The sequence below is a fragment of the Helicobacter sp. genome (assembly GCF_022770205.1).
In the GTDB taxonomy this organism is placed as follows: domain Bacteria; phylum Campylobacterota; class Campylobacteria; order Campylobacterales; family Helicobacteraceae; genus Helicobacter_D.
In genome coordinates, this window is record NZ_JALEIK010000016.1 from 89708 (window position 1) to 106522 (window position 16815).

General features: G+C 35.6%; 18 protein-coding genes. 4 read left to right on the plus strand and 14 right to left on the minus strand.

Annotated elements, in window-relative coordinates; translation table 11 throughout:
- Positions 1-5: 5 nt before the first annotated feature.
- The 7 genes from MRZ19_RS03060 to pxpA form a co-directional block, all read right to left on the minus strand.
- Positions 6-938, minus strand: coding sequence for an ABC transporter permease subunit (locus MRZ19_RS03060; protein WP_291030197.1), 933 nt, complete (start codon positions 936-938; stop codon positions 6-8).
- Complete coding sequence (gene nikA, locus MRZ19_RS03065) at positions 938-2434, minus strand: nickel ABC transporter substrate-binding protein (RefSeq protein ID WP_291030199.1); 1497 nt, start codon at positions 2432-2434, stop codon at positions 938-940. The genes MRZ19_RS03060 and nikA overlap by 1 nt, the downstream gene beginning before the upstream one ends.
- A gap of 207 nt (positions 2435-2641) precedes the next feature.
- On the minus strand, positions 2642-3628 hold the full coding sequence (locus tag MRZ19_RS03070) for a biotin-dependent carboxyltransferase family protein (RefSeq protein WP_291030201.1): 987 nt from the start codon (positions 3626-3628) through the stop codon (positions 2642-2644).
- A complete protein-coding gene (locus tag MRZ19_RS03075; RefSeq protein WP_291030203.1) occupies positions 3621-4517 on the minus strand; it encodes a carboxyltransferase domain-containing protein in 897 nt (298 codons plus the stop codon). Before MRZ19_RS03075 ends, MRZ19_RS03070 begins: the two co-directional genes overlap by 8 nt.
- A gap of 16 nt (positions 4518-4533) precedes the next feature.
- Positions 4534-5904 carry an acetyl-CoA carboxylase biotin carboxylase subunit gene (locus MRZ19_RS03080; protein WP_291030205.1) on the minus strand — a complete coding sequence of 457 codons (1371 nt, stop codon included), beginning with the start codon at positions 5902-5904 and terminating at the stop codon, positions 4534-4536.
- A gap of 10 nt (positions 5905-5914) precedes the next feature.
- The gene (locus MRZ19_RS03085; protein WP_291030207.1) at positions 5915-6148 is read right to left on the minus strand and encodes an acetyl-CoA carboxylase; all 234 of its coding nucleotides are present in this window, start codon (positions 6146-6148) and stop codon (positions 5915-5917) included.
- A gap of 13 nt (positions 6149-6161) precedes the next feature.
- Entirely contained in the window at positions 6162-6932 is a 771-nt protein-coding gene (gene pxpA / locus MRZ19_RS03090) for a 5-oxoprolinase subunit PxpA (RefSeq protein WP_291030209.1), read from the minus strand.
- Positions 6933-7385: 453 nt separating this feature from the next.
- Between pxpA and MRZ19_RS03095 the strand changes: the two genes are divergently transcribed.
- The 4 genes from MRZ19_RS03095 to MRZ19_RS03110 are packed head-to-tail and all read left to right on the plus strand — an operon-like array spanning position 7386 to position 10586.
- Positions 7386-8351: a tripartite tricarboxylate transporter substrate binding protein gene (locus tag MRZ19_RS03095; RefSeq protein ID WP_291030211.1), complete on the plus strand. Its 966-nt coding sequence runs from the start codon at positions 7386-7388 to the stop codon at positions 8349-8351.
- Between the two features lie 2 nt (positions 8352-8353).
- Positions 8354-8791, plus strand: a complete 438-nt coding sequence (locus MRZ19_RS03100; protein WP_291030213.1) for a tripartite tricarboxylate transporter TctB family protein — start codon at positions 8354-8356, stop codon at positions 8789-8791.
- 16 nt (positions 8792-8807) lie between these two features.
- The gene (locus tag MRZ19_RS03105) at positions 8808-10307 is read left to right on the plus strand and encodes a tripartite tricarboxylate transporter permease (RefSeq protein ID WP_291030215.1); all 1500 of its coding nucleotides are present in this window, start codon (positions 8808-8810) and stop codon (positions 10305-10307) included.
- 42 nt (positions 10308-10349) lie between these two features.
- Positions 10350-10586, plus strand: a complete 237-nt coding sequence (locus MRZ19_RS03110) for a hypothetical protein (protein WP_291030217.1) — start codon at positions 10350-10352, stop codon at positions 10584-10586.
- A 57-nt stretch (positions 10587-10643) separates the two neighbouring features.
- On the opposite strand, the gene MRZ19_RS03115 is transcribed toward MRZ19_RS03110, so the two are convergent.
- From MRZ19_RS03115 to MRZ19_RS03145, 7 genes are all read right to left on the minus strand, one after another.
- A complete protein-coding gene (locus MRZ19_RS03115) occupies positions 10644-11702 on the minus strand; it encodes a glycosyltransferase family 9 protein (protein ID WP_291030219.1) in 1059 nt (352 codons plus the stop codon).
- Positions 11699-12454: a glycosyltransferase family 2 protein gene (locus MRZ19_RS03120; RefSeq protein WP_291030221.1), complete on the minus strand. Its 756-nt coding sequence runs from the start codon at positions 12452-12454 to the stop codon at positions 11699-11701. Before MRZ19_RS03120 ends, MRZ19_RS03115 begins: the two co-directional genes overlap by 4 nt.
- A gap of 8 nt (positions 12455-12462) precedes the next feature.
- Positions 12463-13377: a lipid A biosynthesis lauroyl acyltransferase gene (locus tag MRZ19_RS03125; RefSeq protein WP_291030222.1), complete on the minus strand. Its 915-nt coding sequence runs from the start codon at positions 13375-13377 to the stop codon at positions 12463-12465.
- Positions 13377-14369, minus strand: coding sequence for a lipopolysaccharide heptosyltransferase I (waaC, locus tag MRZ19_RS03130; RefSeq protein ID WP_291030224.1), 993 nt, complete (start codon positions 14367-14369; stop codon positions 13377-13379). The genes MRZ19_RS03125 and waaC overlap by 1 nt, the downstream gene beginning before the upstream one ends.
- Entirely contained in the window at positions 14354-15841 is a 1488-nt protein-coding gene (locus MRZ19_RS03135) for a Ppx/GppA phosphatase family protein (protein WP_291030226.1), read from the minus strand. Before MRZ19_RS03135 ends, waaC begins: the two co-directional genes overlap by 16 nt.
- Before the next feature lie 14 nt (positions 15842-15855).
- Positions 15856-16107: a YfhL family 4Fe-4S dicluster ferredoxin gene (locus tag MRZ19_RS03140; protein WP_291030228.1), complete on the minus strand. Its 252-nt coding sequence runs from the start codon at positions 16105-16107 to the stop codon at positions 15856-15858.
- A gap of 75 nt (positions 16108-16182) precedes the next feature.
- Positions 16183-16809 carry a hypothetical protein gene (locus tag MRZ19_RS03145; protein WP_291030230.1) on the minus strand — a complete coding sequence of 209 codons (627 nt, stop codon included), beginning with the start codon at positions 16807-16809 and terminating at the stop codon, positions 16183-16185.
- Between the last annotated feature and the right edge of the window lie 6 nt (positions 16810-16815).

Here is a 16815-nt window from a genome sequence, read left to right on the forward strand (position 1 = left end):
TTCCTTTATACCTGTTTATAGCGAATCTTTGGATTTAAATAAGCAAGTATAATATCAACTATTAAGTTTAAGACAACAAAGACTGCAACCATAATCAACATAAAGGCTTGAACTACAGGATAATCGTGATTATAAATTGCACTCACTGCATAGCGTCCAAAACCCGGAAGTCCAAATAAAATTTCTACCACGACAGCACCTCCTAGTAATTCTCCAAAATGCATACCAAAAGAAGTGATGATGGGCAGAAGAGAATTTTTAAAAATATGCCCTCGGACAACAGCTTTTGGTAATCCTCTAGCATATGCGTATAAAACACTCCTTTTATTTTGATGCTCTAAAAAGCTTACACGCACTAGGCGCATATTAATTGCAAGAGACATTAAACTTAAAGTAATGATTGGTAGAATGTAGCTTTTCCAAGAAATTTGCGCATAAGGAGATAGGATTCCAAAATAAACTGAGAAAACATAAATTAAAAAGAATCCTAACCAAAAGCTAGGAGTAGAAACTGCAAAAAATGCAAAACCCCCTAATGCCCTATCGGTAAAAGTGTCCTTTTTGATAGCTGCTAAAACTCCAAATAACACACCAAATACTATTACAAAGAGCATTGAGAGAAAGGCTAGATTTAAAGTTGTGGGTAAGTAGTAAAGAATATCTTCTAATACAGAGCGTTTTGTTACATAAGAAATTCCAAAATCAAAATGCAAAAGATTTTTAAACCATATCCAATATTGTTCTAAAAATGGGAGATTTAAGCCAAGCTTAATGCGTGCTAGTTCTAATGCTTCTTGTGTGGGGGGGATTTGTGATTGCAAAAGATAGGCGAAGGCTGGATCAACAGGTCCTAGCCGTAAAATTGCAAAAACACAAAAAGAAACGATGCATAAAAGGAGGATGCAAAATAAAAGTCTCTGAAAAATAAATGGAAGCATTAAGGGAGTTCCATCTCTTCAAAGAGGAATTCCCATTCCATTTCTCCTAGAGAATAGGATTTAATTTTTTCTTTATTATAGATTCCAAGGACAGAACCATAGCTAATTGGCAGATAAACCGCTCCTTTTTCTAAAGTCTCTAAAAGTATTTTGTAATTTTCTTGAATGATTTGTGTATCTGCGGAATCTAAAATTGTGCGGATTGCTTGATTGATTGCTGGCTTTTGTTCTAAATCTTTTTGTATTGCATAATCAGCGTGCGTAGGAATCAGCATTGAGGAAATAAAGGAATGCGGATCAAAGGGGCTTCCCCAAGTTTCATTAAAGATTAAATCAAAATCTCCATTTGTTTGTTTATTGTAAAAAGAAATTGATTCTGTCGCATTTAATTTAATAGGGATTCCAACTTTTGATAAATCACTCTGAACAACTTCTGCAACTGCCTTTTGTAAAGGATCGTTTGCGATATAAACAAATTCTAGCTCTTTAACATCGCTAGGGAGAATTTCTTTTGCTTTTTGTCTGTCGTATTTTCTAGGAGATAAATCAACATTGCAGTAAGGAACATCTGCATCAAATAAAGTAAAGGCTTGTTTGTCAATTTTTAATAGAATTCTCTCCCAAATTTTATCTCTATCTACTCCGTAAATAATTGTTTCGCGCAAATTTATGTCTTGTGTGGTTCTATCCTTTGAAGCATTGATGGCAATGTGAAATGTCCCTTGGGGTTTTGAAGCCACAACTGCGAATTTTGGATTCTGTGAGAAATGCTTATAATTCTCTCTTGAAACAGCATCTTTGCCCACTAGAATATCTACACTACCACCCTTTAATGCTAAAACGCGAGCATTTGCATCGGGCAATACTTTCATAATAAATTTAGAGATTTCCGGTTTTTTGCCTGTGTAGTGAGAGTTTAATATAAACTCATCTTGAACTCCTAAAATGCTTTTTTCTAGCTTCCACACACCACTGCCAATTGGAGCTAGGATTCCATCTTTTGTGCTTCCATTAATCATCGCATTAGGAGAAATGAAGCGATAAGGTCGTGGCAGGCTTAACTCATTTAATGTTGCGATGTAAGGACTATTTAAGACTAAGATAAATGTTTTGGAATCCTTTGCTTTTGCGCTTACAATTTTATTGGTAATCCCAAGCCAAGAATGCTCTTCTTTGTTTTCTAAAATTGCATCAAAATTTTTTTCAATAGCATAGGCATCAAGAGGAGAACCATCAGAAAATTTTAAATTCTCTTTAATGGTGAAAGTGTAGATTTTGCCATCTGGAGAAATCTCCCATTTTTCAGCAACTTGTGGTTTTGCTTCACCTTTTTCATAGCGCACTAAAGATTGATAAACCATAATCTGTGCATATAATTCATTAGGGGAATAAAGATGGGGATTAATCTTTCCTGCATTGGAAGGCCAAGCGCCTACAATTTGCGTGGCAAATCCAAAAGAAATACAACTCAGCAAACATAAAAAAACTTTAAGCATCAACAATCCTTCTTTTGTAAAAAATTTAACCATTCTATCTAAAAATTCATTTAAAAGAAAGTTATAAAAAGTAAAATTATGATTAATCAAAGATAAATACAGAGTTAATGCTATATATGGGTGCGAGATAGTCAGAGATTGATATTGATAGATGGCGCCCAAGAGAACTTGGGCGTAACAATAAGTAATATTTTTGGTTTAGTTTATTTATACAGCTAGCAAACTCTCTCTTAGCTGTGCAAATTTTTGTTTGTATTCAGCTCTTGCTTTCAAAGCTTCTTCCATATCTACTTTTTTGAATTTTACTTTGTGATTTGGAGGGAGTTGTCCCATTCTGTCTAAATCGCAACTAATTACGGTGCAATACATAGCAAAACCACCTCCGCTTGGCGCATCTCTTAAAAGCACAATAGGTTCATTGCCTCCTGGTGCTTGCATAGAACCTACTGGATAGCAAGCATCGGGAATATTGCTTGGGTCACTACCTGCTCCAAAGGGTTGAGGAAGATTTTTATATTGGAATTTTCTTCCGTCTTTGAATCTATATCCTGTTCTATCTGCTGAACTTGAAATAGTAAACACATCTTCAAAGAGATTATGAAGGGTTTCTTCAGTGAGCTTATAATCTTGTAAGCCCATAATCACGCGCAAAGTTTCAATGTCCTTAATGTGAAGTTTAAATGTATCATCAAGGGTTTTGCCAACTTGAACTTGGGAATTATTAGATGCGCCTATAGGAAGTTCATCTCCTGCTTCAAGCTTTCTACCCTTATATCCACCAATGCCTCCAAGTGGATAGGTAGAGCGTGAGCCCATAACCACGGGAACATCAATACCCCCTTTCACACAAATATAAGCTCTTGCCCCATTGCGCAAAAAGTCAAATTTAAGCTCCGCATTTTTGGGTAATTCTATGGCGGTATGCGTGGGTTTCTTCTCTCCGTTTACAATTGGTGTCATCTCAGCTCCTGTAATGGCGACAAAACCTCCCTCAGGAAAATGTAAGACGGGACCCATTAATGAAACTTCTAGTGCAGCGGCATTTTCATCATTGCCAAGCAACAAATTTCCTGCACAAAAAGAAAGCTGATCCAAGGCGCCACCTGGTGGAATCCCTAAATGATAATATCCATATCTCCCTTTGTCCTCTACATAAGTTGCAAGACCCGGTTGAATAACTTTTATGCTAGCCATTAAGCACCTCCAAAATTTGTTTATTGTATGCTTTGTAGTCTTTTTTCCATTCTGCTAAAGAGAAATTTGCATTTCTAATTTTAAGTTTAAATGTACCATCTTCAACTTGCTTTACAAAATTTTCATATTGTTCTTTTGTGCAAGGTGTAAATTTAATAATATCGCCTGGATTTAGGAATACCATAGAATCTTTAAAATATTCTAACTTTTGTTCTGGGTCCCATACAGGAGCTGGAGTGATGCCCATCATCTGATAACCACCGCCACCGCGCACAGCATAGATACAACCAAAACAACCCCCGTGTCCTATGGTAAGCTTTGGTGTGTCAATTCTTGCTTTAAGATATTTTGGAACTTCAATTTGTTTTTGTCTATCAACAAGTTGATACAACCAAGGAAGCCCAGCAACAAAGCCTATCATACTCACAAACCAAGGATTTTGAGAATGTGCCTCAATAAAATCTTCAACATTCTTATAGCCATTAATAGCGGCTGCATATTCTATGTCTGTTGTGTTTTTGTTAAATGTGGAATCTTCAGCCATAACCTGATGATGATCCCGAAATCTCATTAGTGTTTCATATGTGTAAGGATCTTGATAAAAAACTGGAAATTCAATCACACGCGTTTGTAACTCAGCATTATTGATGGTGATTTCTTTTTCAAGATCTTTTAAAAGGGATAAAACTTTTTGATAATGTATCACATCAGGATCAAAGCGGATCATATAAGAAGCATTAGCAGCACAAATTTCTGTGATTCCATTTATGTGCATTTCTTTCAGCTTAGAGCAAATTGCCATAGCTTGAAAAAATGCTTCTAAACTCATTCCTTTTTCATCAACTTCTACATAGAGAAATTCATCTCCACCAAAGGTATAATTAAACATAAATACTCCTTAGATATTAATTCTCATTTGTCTTTTGCATCCAACTTTCCAAGAAATTGATATGGTAATTGCCCCGAATAATATTCTCATCTTTAAATAAATCCACAAAGAGCGGAATAGTCGTTTTGATTCCTTTAATGCTCATTTGTCTTAATGCTCTGTTCATACGAGAAACAGCTAAAGGGCGGCTTTCGTCGTAAATAATGAGTTTTGCAATTAAAGAATCGTAAAATGGCGGTATATTTCTGCCATTAAAAAGCATAGAATCCACTCTAATGCCTGCACCTGTTGGATAATGCACTTCACTGACAACACCAGGATGAGGGAAGAAATTGTTTGCTGGGTCTTCAGCGTTGATTCTAATTTCTATGGAACTACCTCTAAGTTTTATATCTTCTTGTTTAAACCTTAAAGGTTCTCCGTCGGCAATGCGCAACATTTCCCGCACAATATCAACACCTGTTACCATTTCTGTAATGGCGTGTTCTACTTGTATTCTTGTGTTCATTTCAAGGAAATAAAAACCATCTCTTTCTTCATCGTATAAAAATTCAAGTGTGCCAGCTCCTTTGTAATGCACAAGACGCGCAAGGTTTAGAGCGCTATCACAAAGCCTTTGGCGTGTTTTAGAATCTAAACTAGGGCTTGGAGCTTCCTCAACAATTTTTTGCCTTCTTCTTTGCAAGGAACATTCTCTTTCATAAAGATGGATGACATCTTTTCCATCCCCTAAAACCTGCACTTCAATATGCTTTGCTTGTGGCAGATAGACTTCTAAATAAACCCCTCCATTACCAAAAGCTGCTTTAGCTTCAGCAATTGCAATTTCATATTGCTGTGTTAATTCCTCTTCATTTTGCACAATTCTTATGCCTTTACCGCCTCCGCCAGCTATTGCTTTAAGTGCGAGAGGATAGCCCAATTGCTGTGCATATTTTTTTGCTTCATCAAGATCTTTAAGTACTGGGCTTCCCGGTATGGTAGGCACATTTGCCTCTTTTGCTTTGAGTATGGCTTGTGCTTTATCCCCCATAGTTTTTATAATTTCGCTACTTGGTCCAACAAAAATCATACCCGCATCTATAACCTTTTGTGCAAATGTGGCATTTTCACTTAAGAATCCATAGCCCGGATGAATGGCATCAGCATTTACAGATTTTGCTGCTGCAATTACCTTATCCATATCTAAATAGCTTTTGTGTGCTAAATTCTCACCAATATACACGGCTTCATCAGCAAGTTGAGAGGCAAGATTTCCTTTGTCTGCATCTGTGTATAAAGATACAGCTTGCATATTCAGTTCGTGGGCTGCTTGTATAATTCTTACTGCAATTTCTCCGCGGTTTGCTACAAGCACTTTTTTGATATTCTGTGGTTTATAAGGCATATCTAAACTCCTATTCTATAACAAATAAAACATCGCCTGCGCTAACAAATGCCTCATTTTCAACTTTAATCTCAGTAATTTTGCCTTTTACTCCAGCCTTTACTTCATTAAAAGTTTTCATAACTTCCACAAGGCAAACAACAGTATCTTCTGTTACTTCGCTACCGACTTCCACATAGGGTGGTTTATCTGGGCTTGGCTTTCTGTAAAATGTTCCCGGTATCGGACTTAAAACTTTTTCCATAATATCTCCTTAGTTATTGATGAATAATGGGTTTTTGGATTGTAATCCCATTTTCTTCTAAAAGTTTTCTTGTTGCTCTTATAAGCTCTAATGCTCCGGCTGTATCGCTATGTATACACACGGAATCGAAATCCACTTCTATGGTTTTGCCTGTTACAGTTTGAACAGTTCCTTCCTTGCAGGCTTGTAAAACTTTTTGCGCAACTTCATCAGGGGTATATGCTCTAGCTCTACGCACCATAACTAATTGTCCATCATCACCATAGTCTCTATCGCCATAAAACTCACGCACATAGGGCTGTTTAAGCTCTTTTGCAACTTCATAAGTTATAGTGCCTTGCATACAATAGATAGGAAGATTTTTATCTATTTTTTGCAAAGCACTAATGAGTTGATAGGAAAAATTTCTATCTTTGGAGGCGTGTATGTAAAGATATCCGTGAGGCTTGAAGTGATGCATCTTTCCTCCTTCAATATTTACAAATTCACGCAAAGCTCCTAATTGGTAAATGCAATCATTGACAAGTTCTTCTGGTTTTGCAATAATAAGTCTTCTTCCAAAACCAACTAAATCACGAAAGCCAGGATGCACACCAATTTCTACATTATTTTTAATGGCGTGCTTTACAGAATGGTGCATAATGTTTGGATCGCTTGCGTGGAATCCTGCTGCAATGTTGCAACTGCTAATAAGAGGCATAATTTCATCATCAACACCATCCCCTATTATCCAAGGACCAAAACATTCACCCATGTCGCTATTTAAATCAACATTGTTTTTCATAAAAACTCCTTAAAAAAATTTATTGATTTACATATTTACACACAAGGCTATCTTTTATACTAAAATAAGCCAAATCTGATATATCTTCGTGTGAAAAAGCATAGTCATTGTAGCATAATTTGCTAAATTATCTTAATGCTAAGGAAATATTCTCTGTATTAAGTTTTATCTGTTACCATATTTCACAAATGCAATATCTTGTTGGTTATTTAGATTATTTTGTTGTGTTTCATATGGATCATAGTATGATGCAGAGTTTTTATAAGATTAATCTGTATCAAGTAGCAATATTGCTTGATTTAAGGTTTATATTAAATGGTTTAAAATTGAGATTTATGAGTAAATTTGTTACATAATTTTGTATGAAATGACTTTTTATTTTTATTTTTAAAATTTTTTAAATGTTGTTATGTATTATTGCTCAAAAAATAAATTGTTAAGGAGAATTTTGTAATGAAACTGAAACTTTTATCTCTTGTTTTATTAGCTTCGTTGGCTTTGGCTAAAGAGCCTAATCGTCCAGAGTGTATAGCACCGGCTAAACCAGGTGGAGGTTTTGACTTAACCTGTAAGCTTGCTCAAGTGAGTCTTAAAGATACTAAATTATTATCTAAGCCTATGCGGACAACTTATATGCCGGGTGGTTTAGGAGTTACTGCTTACACAACAATGAACACTTCAAAATCGAAAGATCCTAATGCCATCGTTGCTTTTTCTAGTGGAACTTTACTTAATATTGCAACTGGAAAGCACGGTAAATATGATGAAAATGATGTGAAATGGCTTACTTCTGTTGGAGTGGATTATGGTATTGTTGCTGTTAAGTCTGATTCTCCTTATAAGAATTTGCAAGATTTACTAGAAGCACTTAAAAAAGATCCTAAGGCGATTAGTTTTGGTGCAGCTGGTTCTGTGGGGGGTCAAGACTGGATGCAAACAGCATTATTAGCTAAAGCTGCGGGTGTGGATATTTCTCAAGCGCGTTATGTAGCATTTGAGGGGGGAGGAGAAGCATTGACATCGCTTCTTGGGGGGCATATTGATGTGATTTCGCAAGGTATGTCAGAAACAATTCCTCATTTAGAAGCAGGAACAGTAAGAGTTTTAGCTGTTTTTGCTGATGAGCGATTAAAAGTGGAAGGAAAGGCTGCTGATGTATTGACTGCAAAGGAGCAAGGTTATAATGTGGTGTGGCCTACCATACGGGGATTTTATATGGCTCCAAACACTCCTGATGCTGCTTATCAGTGGTGGTTAGATACTTTTACCAAGCTTCAAGAGACTAAAGATTTTCAAGAACAAAGAGATGTTAGAGGCTTGTTTGAATTTAATAAAAATGGTGCTGAGCTTGATGCTTTTGTAAAAGAACAGGTTAAGACATTTAGGCAGTTGGCTAAAGAATATAATTTAGTAAAATAACAATGTTAAGCACGCGCGTTTTTTCAGCATTCTTATTTTTTCTTAGCATTTTTTTATTTTATAATGCTTTGGGGATTAGTACGGAGTATAGCTATGAGCCATTAGGACCGCGTCCTTTTCCGCTTATTAGCTTATTTTTGATTATTGTTTGTGCGATATTGCTTTACTTCTTTGCCGAAGATACAAAGGCGAGTTGGGGGCAGACATCGCTATGGAAAAAAATCTGCATTTTGTTAGCTGCTATGTTTATTTTTGCTGGAATTTTTGAATATTTTGGTTTTATTATAGCTACAATTTTTTTGGTGTTTATAATGGCGATTTTATTTGGAGCAAAAATTATACAATCTTTTATTTTGGCTATATTTTGTGGTTTTGCATTTTATTATGTCTTTGAAAATTTATTGCAAATCACTCTGCCTTTTGGTTTAATTTTTCAATAAATATTAAGGAAAACTAATGGATACATTAATGTATTTAATGCAGGGTTTTAGTGTCGCCTTAGAGCCTACTAATTTAACAATAGCTTTGATAGGCTGTTTGATTGGGACGATGGTGGGTATGCTTCCTGGACTGGGTCCAATTAATGGTGTTGCTATACTTTTACCACTAGCATTTGCAATGAATTTGTCTGCAGAATCGGCTATTATTTTATTGGCGACGGTTTATATGGGTTGTGAATACGGAGGTAGAATCTCTTCAATACTTTTAGGAATACCCGGCGATGCAGCTGCTATTATGACAACATTAGATGGACATCCCCTCGCTAAACAAGGACAGGCAGGGAAGGCTCTTTGTATTTCTGCTATTAGCTCTTTTGTGGGCTCTTTAATAGCAATTGGTGGGATTATCCTTTTTTCGCCTTTGCTTGCAAAATGGGCTTTGAGTTTTGGTCCGACTGAATATTTTGCGCTGATTGTTTTTGCTTTGGCCACTTTAGGTTCTATGATGGCAAAAAAGCCTATACGCTCATTTCTTGCGGCTTTGATTGGTTTATTTTTAACTACAATAGGGGTTGATGGTAACACAGGAGTGTATCGTTTCACTTTTGATAATCCGCATTTATTTGATGGAATATCTTTTGTTATTTTAGTTATAGGTTTGTTTTCTATTAGTGAGATTTTTCTTATACTTGAAAATACACACACAAGTCAAAAATTCATCACAAAAACAGGTAAATTACTAATTAGTTTTAAAGAATTTCTTTATGCGTTTTGGACAATGTTACGTTCCTCTGTTATAGGATTTTTTGTAGGAGTTTTGCCGGGTGCTGGAGCAACAATAGCTAGTGCTATCACTTATATGAGTGAAAAAAAGATAGCAGGAGAGAAAGGAAAATTTGGTAAAGGGGATTTAAAGGGCGTGGCAGCACCAGAAGCGGCAAATAATGCTTCAGCTTGTGGCTCTTTTATCCCTATGCTTACATTAGGATTGCCTGGCTCTGGAACAACTGCTGTTATGATTGGAGCTTTAACGCTTTATAATATTAATCCCGGTCCTACAATGTTTGTTGAACAAGCAGATCTTGTTTGGGGGTTAATTGCGGCTTTACTGATAGCAAATATTTTGCTTGTGATTTTAAACATTCCTTTAATTGGAGTTTTTGTAAAAATTTTAAGCATTCCTTTGTGGGTTCTTGCACCTATTATAGCAGTTGTTTCAGCGATTGGAATTTATTCTATCAATAGCACAACTTGGGATTTGTTTATGATATTTTTTATCGGCATTATAGGTTTTGTTTTGCGTAAGCTTGAGTTTCCTATGGCTCCTTTAATATTAGGATTTGTTTTAGGTGAGCATTTGGAAGTAAATTTAAGAAGAGCTTTATCCATTAGTAGTGGGGATTTTAGTATATTGTGGAGCGGACAGATTGCTCCTGTATTTCTTGCATTGGCTTTTTGTGTGGTTTTCATACCTCCTGTGCTAAAAAGGGTGGTAAAAAAGTTTAGAAAAAATTAGTCTTTATTGGGGTAAAAAGAAATTAGAATTTTTAAAAGCAGTGTGATTATTATCACACAAATCCTTAATGCTGTTATTGGTATTTTCGTGTCTTGGCTTTTTGGAGAGGATTATAATCAACAAGAGGTGATTATTCTAGGAACCTACATCATAGCATTGCTTGGAAGTTGGGTTTTTATTTTTATAAAAAGATTAGGTTTTATAAAGAAAATTCTGATTTCTTTGTTTCCTTTATTGGTTATGGTAGTTGAAATCTTTATCGTCCTAGCTTTTTTATAGTTCGCATTTTTTTGCTTAATGCATTGAAATTTATTAAATACATTTTGATGTAAAGCGTTATTGTTTTGCAAGTAAGGGGTCTAAAAAATTTTTTAATGCTTTTAGGGCGGATTTTTGGTTGAGCTTGTTTGATAAGCAATCGCTTTTTTGACTATTTTCACAGCCTGCTTTGCCACAAGGCATACAGGCTAATGGTTCTTGGTAGATGTAGTGTTTGCCCATATTTTGGATTCCACCTTTTTGGTTTTTGTAAGTGGAGTTTTGCAAAGCATTATCCCATGGTCCCCAAACTTGTGTAAAGCTTGGTCCAAAAAATGCAAAGGTTGGAATCCCATTTGCAGCACTTAGGTGCATAATGGAGGTATCTACACCAACAAATGCTTTAGCCTTAGTGTTTAGCAAAGCAATTTCTTCTAAAAGAAAATTGCTAATGGGAAAAATTTGACTTTGCGTTAAAGTTTGTAGAGTTTTTAGTCTATGGGAATCATTGGGTGCAGCAGTTAAAACGCACGGGATTTGATAGGTTTGGGTGATAAAATCTACAATTTTGACACAAAAATTATCATCTAAACATTTAAACAGCCAATCGCTAAAAAAATGGCAATGCACAAATTTTGGTGGTAGATTTTCTAGGATTGTGGAATTTTTAGCAACTTTCGCGCGAACAGATTTATCTAGGATTGGAATCTTAAGCAAGCGCAGTGCATCAAGATTGGATTCTATGTTATGCTGTGCTTTATAGGGGATTTTATGCGTGTAGATATGTTTTGCCCAAAAGCTATGCGGTGGGATTCCAACGCGCACTTTAGCTCCCGTAATAAATGCAGTAAAAGCGGTGCGCTCATTACTTCCAAGCCCTAGAACAATATTATATTTTTGCGCCCTTAGAGTAAAAAGCAAAGCAATATTAGATTGTAATTTCTTAAAGATTCCATTGGGGCGCTTTAATAAATGCACTGCCTGTAATAATGTGGTTTCCAATAAGCCTTCAGTGCCTGCATTTACTAGCATATCTATTTGGCAGTTTTCGCCAAAATGTGCTTTTAAATTTGTAAAGAGAGGGCTAGTGAGCAAAACATCGCCGATTTTATTAAGTTTAATGATTAGGATTTTCATAGTTTTTTGTTGTTTTCATAGAGTTTTAAATATTTCCAAAAAGCAGTTTGTGCGTTATAGCTTGCAATCACAAAACCTTCATAGCCTTGTAGGATTCCTTTTTGTAAAAAATAGTTTTTAACAAAGCACCAAGTGCTATGCGTAATTGCTTTAAAGATGCTAGATTGCTTTTTGCCGCATTTTTCTTTGGCAAAAAGGGTGGAATATTTTTGCATTTTATCTAAGAAGCTTTCTAGGTTTTCATAAGGATAATGCGTGATGTATCCTTTTAAATCAAAGGTTTGTATAGGGCGATTGCTTAATGGAATGATGCTTTCGTGCACAAGTTCTGTGTTAAAATTAAAATAGCATTTGTGATATAGTCCTATGCAGCGGTCATTACCCCAACCACAACTATAAATATGCTTTCCGTTAAAATAATTTTTCACATCATAGGTGTAGCAATAATTGGGATTTAATTTTAGGCTTGCAATCTCGTCTATGAGTTCTTTAGAAGCAATTTCATCGCTATCAAGAGTTAAAATCCAATCATTTTTGGCTAAATTTGCCCCTAGCTTTTTCATCGCTCCAAAACCAATAAATGTGTGGTGGTGAATGCTGGTATTTTTAAAACTTTTTGCAATTTCTAGTGTGGAATCGCTTGAGCCATTATCCAAAATCACAACTTCATCAAGTGATTCTAAGGCTTCTAAAACTTCTCTTAAAAGGCGACTTGAATTTTTTGTTAAAATCACAGCAGAAATTTTTTCCATAACGCTTCCTAATATTTGTAAATTTGTGGATATTTATTTTTAAATTTTTTGTGAAACCATAACCATTCTTTTGGATTTTCTCTGATAATTTGTTCTAAAATATTGCTTTGCATTTGTGTTAAAATTTGTATATCTTTTTGTAAATCTTGTGTTTTTTGAAACTCTAGTGGTGGGAGCACTTTAATGTTGATTTTACGATAATCTTTAGAGTATTCTGCAATAAAATGCACAATCTTTGCATCATATTTTAATGCAAGCAGTGAGGCAATTGGCGTGTGGCGGACATCTTTGCCAAAGAATTTTACAAGCAATCCTTCATTATCAGTTGTGTTTTGATCAGTTACGATTCCAATAACTCCTGTTTGCTTTAATGTGCGGATTAAACCGCTTGTTGCACCCTTTTTATCTAAAATTGTAATTTCAAAACGCTGGCGCACTTTTTTAAGATAGGCATTAACTAGTGCGCTTGATGTCATTCTAGCAACAGCGGTGATTTTATGATTAAAAGTGCAGGTAAAAGCAGGGGTTGTGTATTCCCAATTTCCAAAATGTGCGGTTACAAAAATAATCTTTTCTTTGTCTTGTAAAAGTTTAGTAATAATCTCTGGTTTATCAATACTGATAGTTTCTAAAAATCTTTGTTTGCTACTTACTGCAAGCATAAAAAAATTGATACTATTATAAACTAAATTCAAATAATTTGTTTTTAAAATCTCTTGTTTTTTTTCTTTAGAGAGTGAGTTGTTGTAGGCAAAATCTAGGTTATTTAGTAAGTCAAATTTGCGTTTGGAATCCAAAATATAAAGAACAAAAGCGATTCCTTTTGCAAAATTGAAGCGCAAAAAATGTGGAAGATATAAAAAGAAATAACCTACGCCATTTAAAAATAAAAAAAGAAGTTTTTGCTTAAATGTTTTTAGCATTACACTTCCCTTTCTAAAAGCTTCTCTGTAAGCTCTAAAATCGCAGTTGGTGCAAGGGTTTTGATACTAAAATCGTTTTTTTCATCTTTTGCATTAGGATTTGCGCTTAAAGAGAGATTATAATCTGTGTGGAGATTAATGCGCTGTTGTGGTGTTGCGCCAAAAAGTGTGATGGAAGGACGCTTAAAAGCCCAAGCTAAATGCGTGATTCCCGTATCTCCTCCAATGACTAAATCGATTTTTGCAATAAGACTTTTTACCTGTTTAAGCTCTAGGCTATGTGCGTGGTAAAAATTAGCTGTGTTAGGAATTGCGATAGGGTCTTTTGATAAAAATATTGGCGTGTATCCTTTAGCATTAAGTAGTTTTGCAAGCTCTAAAAATTTTTCTAGCGGATAGGTTTTGTTGGGTTTTGAAGTTTCAAGCACACAAAGGATATTTTTACCCTTTTGTAAAAAAGGAAACTCCATAGGTGTGTAGCCCAAAAAAGATTTACAAGATTTAAGTGATTCTAAGCTTGGAATCTCTAAATCAAAGGCACTAAAGGCTAGCGTGGCGTTGCGCAAAAGAATGTGTGCCATATAGGGAATGGGGATTTGAATAGGATAAAAAAGCTTCGCTAGTGGTTCGCGCGGACTTTGGAATCCAAAAGTTTGTTTCGCACGCAAGCACCTATTAAGAATCGCTGATTTAAGAATGCTTTGCATATCCAGTGCCACATCAAAAGATTCCTCCCTTAAAGTTTTATAAATGCTAAAGAGCGTTTTAAAATCTTTTGCTTTTAGGGCTTTTTTAAGGGGTAAAGCAATAAGGGTATCCACATAGGGGGAGTCTTGCAAGATTTCACTAAAATTAGAATCCACATACCAATAAATCTTTACTGCATAGTTTTTCTTAAGGGATTCTATTAGTGGCGGCAAAATGCTTGCACTATGGATAATATCTCCCATTGCGCTTAAACGCACAATTGCAATTTTTAGTAAGGGTTGCACTCATGCAAACTTTGTAGTGCAAGCTGTGAAAAAAGGCTTGGTAAAGTAAGTTTTTTTAGTTTCTCTTGCACAAGATAGGAAATGCTTGGATGCGTGATTTGCAGTGTGTAACCATTTAATCCGCTAAATAGGATAAAATGGAAGTCGTGTGGATTTTCATTTTGGCTTAGGATTTCACTTAAGCCTACAAAGAAGCTTAAGATTTGTAGAGTTTTTAGGTTTGGAAGCAATTCTAAATAGGGTAAAGATTCTGGAATCTTTTTTGATGCATAACGCACAAGGGTGGCAATAAGCAGACGCTCTTGGTGCGTTAGTCCATAGCTTAGAGCATTTAATAAAATATAGTCACTATGGTAGCTTTTTTCATAGAAATTAAGAGCGATTCCAATATTGCAAAGTTCAGCACTGATGCTTAGATGCTTTTTGTAGGTTGGCGGAATAAGGGCTAGATTTTCTTGAGTGCTAAAAAGGCGCATAGCTAGGAGTTTTTGCGCATTTGATTGTGCGGTGTTTTTTTGGAATCTATCTTTTAGATTACGCACGCTAGGGTTAAAGTTTGGAGGAAAATGTCCGTTTTCATTGCGCAGTAAATCATTTAAAAACACGCCCTCCCTGATGCCAACACCGCTTGTAACAACATTTTCTGCCCCAAAATGCAATAGGCTTAAGTGAAAAATCAATGCACCGCCTTGTATGGAATCTATGCGATCTTCTTTAATGCCTAGCTTTGGAAGTTCGCTTGGTTTTGTGCAATAGATTGTGCGGAAAAATTCTGCGTGAGCAAAAAAGTCATATTCAAAGGCGTGGAGTGTGTTAATAGGGTATTGAATGCGTTTTTGGATGGTTTTACTCAGTGCTCTTGCAGTGCCTCCGATTCCAAAAATACGCTTATGGTGGAAATGGCTTGGGAGCTTATAGAGTGCATTTTGCACAAAATCCTTTGCCCCTATTAAATCGTTTTTATCAAAAAAGAGTTCTTTTAGACGGATTGTGCCAATATCCAATGAGGCTTTATCAATGATTTTATGGTTTTCAATGAGTGCGCATTCAGTGCTTCCGCCACCTATGTCAATGCTGATTCCGCTTGCATAGGGTAAGAGATTTAACGCACTTAATGCTCCAAAATAAGCTTCTTGTTCTCCGCTAATGACTTTGATATTTAAGCCAATTTTGCGTGCAAGTTTTAGAAAATCTGATTTATTGGGGGCATCGCGCACTGCTGAAGTTGCGACACATAGGATTTTTCGCGCTTTGTGGGATTTTGCAATCCTTAGGAAATCCTTTAGTGCAGAAATTGCACGCTCCATTGGAGCAGGCTGTAAATAACCATTGTGTGCATAAGTGGATTCTGAAATTCTGACTTTGCTTTTGGTTTCATGGAGTAGATGGAATCCTAAATGGCTTGTTTTTTCAAAAATTGCCATCCGTGCAGAGTTTGAACCAATGTCAATGATTGCAGTGATTTTTGCCATCTTTTAATATACTTTTAATCTTCTTGTTGCATTTGTGAATGTTTGAATTTTAATTCCTCAAATGTTTCTACATTATCAGGGTCTGGAATAATCGCATCTACTGGACATACAGAGAGGCAAGCAGGCTCATCATAGAATCCAAAACATTCTGTGCATCGCTCAGGATCAATGATATAATAGGGATCACCTTCTTCAATGGCTTCATTTGGACATTCTTCGCGACAAGCGTCGCACGCAATACATTCTTCATTAATCATTAAAGACATAAAAAACTCCTGAGTTAAAATGGAATGTAGCTTTTAACTAAAAGATTCTAAATTAATGCTTAAAAGTATCTTTTTCTAAATAATGTGTGCATCAAGTGCGTCAATGTATGGATTGATGGAATCTTTTGTGGTATTTTCAGATGTGGGGGAAATGAGGATTTTTTGTTTAGGGATTAGAGGGATGAGTGAGAATTGTCCGCAAAGATTTAAAATGTCTGCTTTAGCAAAAATTGCTTTGGTTAAATCTTCTTTGGATTCCACGCAAAATACTCGCTCTAGTCCTGTTTTTAAAGCATAATCGCTAAGCTCTTTTAATTGCTTTTGTTCTAAGTATTTTGGATAGAGCATTATGCTATCAACTCCATAGACAAGGGCTTCTAAAAGTTGATAGGAATCCAAAATTAAAAAATCATAAATCAGTGGCGTATAAACATAGCGTCTAAGATAGCTTGCAAGTTCTAAGGACTCCACAATAAAGGCTTGTGTATTTTTTTCAAGCTCTTTTGCTTGTAGTAAAAAGTCTTTATCGTTGGGCAGTGTGTGGATAGAATTTAATGATTCATTGCGCTTTAAATCTAAAGGGCGGGGCTGATAGGGAGTATAGGCAAGGCTTTTTCCAAGCCATTGTGCATCAAAGCTTTGTTTTTTTGTTTCAATTGCGCTTTTAATCTGAGCAATGTTTAAACCCTTAAAATCTTGCAAGTAAAA

Bases quoted from the DNA above. Each gene is read 5' to 3' on its own strand.
- MRZ19_RS03060 (WP_291030197.1), bottom strand. From the start codon at position 938: ATGCTTCCATTTATTTTTCAGAGACTTTTATTTTGCATCCTCCTTTTA.
- nikA (WP_291030199.1), bottom strand. From the start codon at position 2,434: ATGCTTAAAGTTTTTTTATGTTTGCTGAGTTGTATTTCTTTTGGATTT.
- MRZ19_RS03070 (WP_291030201.1), bottom strand. From the start codon at position 3,628: ATGGCTAGCATAAAAGTTATTCAACCGGGTCTTGCAACTTATGTAGAG.
- MRZ19_RS03075 (WP_291030203.1), bottom strand. From the start codon at position 4,517: ATGTTTAATTATACCTTTGGTGGAGATGAATTTCTCTATGTAGAAGTT.
- MRZ19_RS03080 (WP_291030205.1), bottom strand. From the start codon at position 5,904: ATGCCTTATAAACCACAGAATATCAAAAAAGTGCTTGTAGCAAACCGC.
- MRZ19_RS03085 (WP_291030207.1), bottom strand. From the start codon at position 6,148: ATGGAAAAAGTTTTAAGTCCGATACCGGGAACATTTTACAGAAAGCCA.
- pxpA (WP_291030209.1), bottom strand. From the start codon at position 6,932: ATGAAAAACAATGTTGATTTAAATAGCGACATGGGTGAATGTTTTGGT.
- MRZ19_RS03095 (WP_291030211.1), top strand. From the start codon at position 7,386: ATGAAACTGAAACTTTTATCTCTTGTTTTATTAGCTTCGTTGGCTTTG.
- MRZ19_RS03100 (WP_291030213.1), top strand. From the start codon at position 8,354: ATGTTAAGCACGCGCGTTTTTTCAGCATTCTTATTTTTTCTTAGCATT.
- MRZ19_RS03105 (WP_291030215.1), top strand. From the start codon at position 8,808: ATGGATACATTAATGTATTTAATGCAGGGTTTTAGTGTCGCCTTAGAG.
- MRZ19_RS03115 (WP_291030219.1), bottom strand. From the start codon at position 11,702: ATGAAAATCCTAATCATTAAACTTAATAAAATCGGCGATGTTTTGCTC.
- MRZ19_RS03120 (WP_291030221.1), bottom strand. From the start codon at position 12,454: ATGGAAAAAATTTCTGCTGTGATTTTAACAAAAAATTCAAGTCGCCTT.
- MRZ19_RS03125 (WP_291030222.1), bottom strand. From the start codon at position 13,377: ATGCTAAAAACATTTAAGCAAAAACTTCTTTTTTTATTTTTAAATGGC.
- MRZ19_RS03135 (WP_291030226.1), bottom strand. From the start codon at position 15,841: ATGGCAAAAATCACTGCAATCATTGACATTGGTTCAAACTCTGCACGG.
- MRZ19_RS03140 (WP_291030228.1), bottom strand. From the start codon at position 16,107: ATGTCTTTAATGATTAATGAAGAATGTATTGCGTGCGACGCTTGTCGC.